Below are 5,707 nucleotides of genomic sequence, written 5' to 3' on the forward strand. Positions count from 1 at the left end.
CCGTGGCCTCGGGATCAACCTACTGGCCGCAAAGAATCGGGCCCTCGACGACCTGGTGACCGAGATGCCACCGCCACTCGTCGCTGACCTACTCGGCTACAGCTATCAAGTAACGACGCAGCACGCAGCCTCCGCCGGAGACACGTTCGCGCACTACCCGACACTCCGCCGCTGACCAGAATCATCGCCGCAGGAATACCGCCAGCTCGAATATCACTCGTCACCAGTCGCTGATATTCGAACCGGAAATCAGCTCACTGCCGTGGGCTGCTCCAAGGACGAGGCCAGTACCTCGACGAGACGCTCGGCAGCATCCTCGTCGCTCAGGTTCTGCGCCAGCGCGAGCTCGGACGTGAGGATCTGACGCGCCTTCTCGAGCATGCGCTTTTCGCCGGCGGAGACGCCGCGGTCCTGATCACGACGCCACAGGTCGCGCACGACCTCGGCGACACGGTAAACGCTGCCGCTGGCCATCTTCTCCTGGTTGGCCTTGTACCGGCGTGACCAGTTTCCGGGCTCCTCGACGAATTCCTCCACGACGACGGCGTAAACAGCCTGCACGCCCTCAGCATCGATGACGTCGCGAACACCGACGAGATCGATGTTCTCGACGGGCAGCTGAATGGTGAGTTCGCTCGTGTGCACCCGCAGAGTCATGAACTGCTTCTCGGTACCCTTGACGGACCGGTGTTCGAGTCCCGTGATCGTGACGGCGCCGTGGTGCGGGTAGACGAGTGTTTCGCCGATTTGAATATTCATAGTGATGACCGTTTCTTTTGAGTGAGACTGTGGTTCGGCAGTGAATCAGCTGCCGGCGGATGTGAGCCAGGTGGGAAGGAGTGTGACGAGCTCATCAACGATTTCGTCGGCGGAGGCTTCAAAATCGCCGCCCATCCACGAGGTGATCAAGCCCAGAGCACCGGCGGCGGTGTATGTCGCAGCCATATGCGCGTTGATTCCGCTCGGCATGAATTGCGGCGTCGCCGCTGTTTCCACAACCCGACGGGAATAATCGCGCACGAGACTGTCGTAGGTCGACCGGGTGAGCGGAAGCTCCAGAACTCGCGAATACAGGGGAAAATGTGACACGAGATGTTCGACCAGGCGCGTGTACCCGGCTCGGGCCACGTGGCGCCCCCCTGCTCCGCTCCGCTCCCCCGCCGGCATGCAGGAACCGATGCGCGCAAACTGCGCGCGTACGAGCTCGGAGGCCACATCATCGAGGCTCGAGAAGTGCGCATAGAACGAACTGCGGCTGATTCCGGCGCCCCTGACGATGTCTGTCACGGAGGCGTTTGCGGCCTCAGCCGACATCAGGTCTGATACCGCTCCGAAGATCAACTGCCGGGTTCGCTCTGCTCGCGGGTCCTTGAGCGGCCCTGCGATGTCGGATCCGTCGGACTCGGGCCCCGCCGCGTCGAGCCTTAAAGCCTCTCGCCCTGCCGTGAGAGTGACACCGGCGGGCTCGTTCGCGAGGGCCTCATCCGGATGCATCTACTTAGTGTAGCACTTCTCGGACACGTGTCCGAGAAGTATCGGCTGAGGCTCAGAATGAGAGTGCTTATCCCGGCGATGACGGGTGTTTCTGTTGCGTATGGATGACCATGCCCAGCTCGTTCACCGGCTCGAAGGCGTCCCGGTCCCAGGCTCCGGGGTGTGGGACCGGGCAGTTCAGGACGGTGTTCTGCGTGGAGTGATCGATGAAGTGGTCCCGCATGGCCTGACCGCAGACCGGGCAGGGTTTCGCGCCCATTTCCTGCGCGAGTATCCTCAGGTGGGCGTTATCTCGTGGTGGCTCGTCGTGATCAACCATGAGATCAGAATACGCCGAATTGGACAGATTGCACAGGATGTGCTAAGCGGTTCGGTTATCACGCCTCACCGAAGCCGGATTCCAGAAGTTCACCGAGGGCGTCCACCGCCGACTGGGCCTCAGGGCCGGATGCCGAGATCTCGGCTGTCATCCCCTGGCTGAGTCCGAGTGACATGATCCCCAGCAGGCTGGTGGCGTCCGTTCCGTTGACTGTCACCTGCGCATCAAAAGTGCTCGCGAGCGTCACGAATTCCGCGGCCGGTCGTGCGTGCAAACCATCTCGATTCACCAGCGTGACGCCCCGGCGGACGACGGAAGGATCGGCTGACACCTCAGATGTACTGGCTGGCGGCTGGCCTGCCGACATGGACGCCAGAGCAGACCGCGCCGCTGCGACTACGGCGTCGAGGTCTCCGCCTGTTTGTGCTGCCACAGCGGCAGCAACGCCTCCTTCGATGAGAGGCGCGTCGACAATGCGGACCAGTGCTCGCGTGTCCTCGTCGAGGAAATCCAGTGCTGTCTCCGCAGTCAGGATTGCGGACCCGAGATCGCAGAGAACGACGACGCCCGCTCCCCCGTCGGCAGCGACAATTGCCTCGCTGACGCGGCTGAAACTCGTGCCGATGCCGTCATCATCCGTTCCTCCCGCCGCACGTAGCGACACCGAAGCGGCCATCTGTCGGGCAACATCCACGAGGCCCCCGGCGATCTTCGAGCTGTGAGACACGAAAACGAGACCAACACGTTTCGGTTGCGCGGTCACCGTTGGCTCGCCCCTACAGCAGCGTCGACGGCGGCCTGAAGCAGCAACCGGGTTGACTCAGCCCCCGGGTCGCGATGTCCCTGCGCTCGCTCCCCGAGATAGCTGGCCCGCCCCTTCCGCGCGATGAGCGGTTCCGTTGCGATGGCACCTCGGTCAGCGGCCGCCGCCGCCACGCGCAGGATCGTCAGAACGTCGTCACTCTCCGCGCGGGCGGCGACGGCGGCATCGACGGCCGGCGTCCACGAATCGACCATGGTTTTGTCGCCGGATTCAGCTTTTCCACGGAGCACGATACCGTCCCGCGCGGCCGTCAACATAGCGACGACCAAATCCGCGTCGAGACGGTCCGCCCCGCTCGTTGCAATGGCCGCCTTGAGGAACGCTGTCCCGTACAACGGCCCGGCGGCGCCGCCGACGGTGCTGATGAGCGTTGTGGCGACCAGTTTGAGCACATCCGCGGGCTGGGCGTCACCGGTGAGAGCGTCGAGTTTGCCGATCACAGCTTGGAAACCGCGGTCCATGTTTTCACCGTGATCACCATCGCCGATCTCTCGATCCAGCGTGTTGAGAGCGGCGCGGTTGTCGGAGATGACCTCAGCGCCCAGTACGATCCAGGCTGTCGCCCAGGCTCCGGTCAATGTCACGTGTTCTACCGACCCCAACGCAAGGCCGATGTCTGAACGGGTGCGTCCCAGAGCGTGATCAGCTCGTCATCGAGCTGCAGCACAGAGATGGACGCGCCCTGCATGTCAAGGCTCGTCGTGAAATTCCCCACCAGGGAGCGAGCGACCTCAATACCCATGCCTGTCAGCACCTCGGCGGCACGGCGAAACAGGATGTAGAGCTCGATCTGGGGCGTTCCGCCCATACCGTTCACGAAGAGGAGAACCCGGTCGCCGGAAGTGAACGGCAGATCCTCGAGAATCGGCTCGAGAAGTCGATCGACGACGGCGTCGGCCGGCTCGAGTGTGATCCGGGACCGGCCCGGCTCGCCATGAATGCCGATGCCGATCTCAATCTCGTCTTCGGCGAGGACGAAACTTGGCTCCCCGGCATGCGGCACGATACACGGGGTGAGAGCGACGCCCATTGAGCGGACTCGGGCGTTGACCTTCTCGGCCACCCCGGCCACCGTCGCGAGGTCTCCCCCGCGCTCGGCAGCCGCGCCCGCGATCTTTTCCACAAGGACGGTGCCGGCCACGCCTCGACGGCCGGCGGTGTACAGCGAGTCCTTGACGGCAACGTCGTCATTCGTGATCACGGTTCGCACGTCGATGTCCTCGAGCGCCGCGAGGTCGGCCGCCGTCTCGAAGTTGAGCACGTCCCCCGTGTAGTTCTTGACGATGTGCAGCACGCCGGCTCCCCCATCGACGGCCTTGGTGGCAGCCAGGATGGGGTCGGGCGTGGGTGAGGTGAAAACGGGGCCGGGTACGGCGGCATCGAGCATTCCCGGGCCAACGAAGCCTCCGTGCAGGGGCTCGTGCCCGCTGCCCCCTCCGCTGACTATGCCGACTTTTCCTTTCACCGGGGCATCTTTGCGCACGATGAACAGCGGATCCTGAGACACCCGCACCAGGTCTGGATGCGCCGCTGCAAAACCGGCGACGGCTTCCGTCACCACATTCTTCGGATCATTGATGAGTTTCTTCATGGCCATCCAATCAGTCCAGGGAATACCGGTTGTGTCGGCGCCCCGTAAGCGGTCTGCACTGACATGCCCAACATACGCCGTTCGTGCCATTACATTCGAGTGGCGGCGACCCATTCCTCCAGTTTCGCGGCACCAGCACCCGAATCGATTGCTTCTGCCGCCACGGTGAGTTTGCGGCGGAAACGCTCGAGGATGGCCACCTGCACCTGCGAGGGGTCATTGGCGAGGTCAAAGGCCACGAGGCCCGCGGCCGCGTTGAGCAGGACGATATCGCGGATCGGGCCGTGCTCGCCGGCCAGCAGAGCCCGAACAACTCCCGCATTGTGGTCAGCGTCGCCGCCGACCAGTTCACTCATCTGGGACCGTTTGATGCCCAGGTCCCGCGGGTCGATGTCGTGCTCGGTGACGAGTCCCCGCGAGATTTCCCAGACGTGGCTGTGCCCCGTCGTCGTGAGCTCATCGAGGCCGTCATCACCCCGGAAGACGAGGGCGGTCGCCCCGCGAGTCTGAAAGACCCCGACGAACAGCGGCACTCGATCCAGGCTGGCGACGCCGACCGCGGACGCTTCGGGGCGGGCGGGGTTGCATAGGGGCCCCAAATAATTGAAAACGGTGGGAATTCCCAGGTCTTTGCGCACCCCTGCAGCGTTGCCGAACCCGGGGTGGAAGGCAGCGGCGTAGGCGAACGTGATCCCGGTACTCCGGAGAATCTCGGCGACCCGCCCAGCCGAGAGGCTGAGGTCGATGCCGAGAGCGGCCAGGACGTCCGAGGATCCTGACGCGGAACTGGCGGCTCGGTTTCCGTGTTTGACGACCGGGACGCCCACTGCCGCGCAGACAATTGAGGCCATGGTCGAGATGTTTACCGTGCCGAATCTGTCCCCGCCGGTCCCGACGATGTCGAGACCCATGGCATCCACGTCGAGCGGAATCGCGTGATCCAGAATTGCATCCCGGAAGCCGACGATCTCGTCCACGGTCTCGCCCTTGGCGCGCAGGGCGACGAGGAACGCGGCGAGCTGCGCCGGCGTCGCGGTGCCGACCATGACCTGTTCCATGCACCAGGCGGCATCCGCCACGCTCAGATCGTCGCCATCAAGAAGGGCGGTAAGAATATTTGGCCAAGATTGCGATTCGAGCATGTCGCCAATCTTAGCGAAATGCCCCCGCTTCCCAGTGTCCACGGGGGCTCGCCCGCCCGTTTAGGGGTGCGCCGAATGCAGAAAAATACCAACTCGCACGGCTGAATGAGAAAAAGCTGGGCGGATATCGGCCATAATGAATGGGTGACCAGCACCTCAATTACTCAGACGGCCAATGCGCCCGTTGTGAACCGGCCTAACAGCGTGGCTGTGGGCACCATTGTGTGGCTGGGTAGCGAGGTGATGTTCTTCGCGGGACTCTTCGCCATCTATTTCACCCTTCGATCCACCTCCCCCGAGCTATGGCTTTTTGAGGCGGATAAGCACAATTTCACCTT

7 protein-coding genes and 1 pseudogene are annotated in these 5,707 nt (G+C 63.4%); 1 reads left to right on the forward strand and 7 read right to left on the reverse strand.

Annotation, left to right across the window (positions count from 1 at the left end; translation table 11 throughout):
• Positions 1-249: 249 nt before the first annotated feature.
• The 7 genes from JF66_RS13000 to trpD form a co-directional block, all read right to left on the reverse strand.
• Positions 250-759: a CarD family transcriptional regulator gene (locus JF66_RS13000; protein ID WP_035878833.1), complete on the reverse strand. Its 510-nt coding sequence runs from the start codon at positions 757-759 to the stop codon at positions 250-252.
• Between the two features lie 45 nt (positions 760-804).
• Positions 805-1,494 carry a TetR/AcrR family transcriptional regulator gene (locus JF66_RS13005; RefSeq protein ID WP_035878834.1) on the reverse strand — a complete coding sequence of 230 codons (690 nt, stop codon included), beginning with the start codon at positions 1,492-1,494 and terminating at the stop codon, positions 805-807.
• Positions 1,495-1,561: 67 nt separating this feature from the next.
• On the reverse strand, positions 1,562-1,813 hold the full coding sequence (locus JF66_RS13010; protein ID WP_035878835.1) for a hypothetical protein: 252 nt from the start codon (positions 1,811-1,813) through the stop codon (positions 1,562-1,564).
• A 58-nt stretch (positions 1,814-1,871) separates the two neighbouring features.
• Complete coding sequence (gene dhaM / locus JF66_RS13015; RefSeq protein ID WP_231556418.1) at positions 1,872-2,540, reverse strand: dihydroxyacetone kinase phosphoryl donor subunit DhaM; 669 nt, start codon at positions 2,538-2,540, stop codon at positions 1,872-1,874.
• Between the two features lie 32 nt (positions 2,541-2,572).
• Positions 2,573-3,220 carry a dihydroxyacetone kinase subunit DhaL gene (gene dhaL, locus JF66_RS13020; RefSeq protein ID WP_051973516.1) on the reverse strand — a complete coding sequence of 216 codons (648 nt, stop codon included), beginning with the start codon at positions 3,218-3,220 and terminating at the stop codon, positions 2,573-2,575.
• Between the two features lie 5 nt (positions 3,221-3,225).
• Positions 3,226-4,227 carry a dihydroxyacetone kinase subunit DhaK gene (gene dhaK, locus JF66_RS13025; RefSeq protein ID WP_035878844.1) on the reverse strand — a complete coding sequence of 334 codons (1,002 nt, stop codon included), beginning with the start codon at positions 4,225-4,227 and terminating at the stop codon, positions 3,226-3,228.
• An 89-nt stretch (positions 4,228-4,316) separates the two neighbouring features.
• A complete protein-coding gene (gene trpD / locus JF66_RS13030) occupies positions 4,317-5,369 on the reverse strand; it encodes an anthranilate phosphoribosyltransferase (RefSeq protein WP_035878838.1) in 1,053 nt (350 codons plus the stop codon).
• A gap of 105 nt (positions 5,370-5,474) precedes the next feature.
• On the opposite strand from trpD, the pseudogene JF66_RS24400 reads away from it, so the two are divergent.
• A pseudogene (locus tag JF66_RS24400) lies at positions 5,475-5,707 on the forward strand (hypothetical protein); the annotation flags it as partial.

Origin of the sequence: Cryobacterium sp. MLB-32 (assembly GCF_000738085.1) — a bacterium.
Lineage (GTDB): Bacteria > Actinomycetota > Actinomycetes > Actinomycetales > Microbacteriaceae > Cryobacterium.

Bases quoted from the DNA above. Each gene is read 5' to 3' on its own strand.
- dhaK (WP_035878844.1), bottom strand. From the start codon at position 4,227: ATGAAGAAACTCATCAATGATCCGAAGAATGTGGTGACGGAAGCCGTC.
- JF66_RS13010 (WP_035878835.1), bottom strand. From the start codon at position 1,813: ATGGTTGATCACGACGAGCCACCACGAGATAACGCCCACCTGAGGATA.
- trpD (WP_035878838.1), bottom strand. From the start codon at position 5,369: ATGCTCGAATCGCAATCTTGGCCAAATATTCTTACCGCCCTTCTTGAT.
- JF66_RS13005 (WP_035878834.1), bottom strand. From the start codon at position 1,494: ATGCATCCGGATGAGGCCCTCGCGAACGAGCCCGCCGGTGTCACTCTC.
- JF66_RS13000 (WP_035878833.1), bottom strand. From the start codon at position 759: ATGAATATTCAAATCGGCGAAACACTCGTCTACCCGCACCACGGCGCC.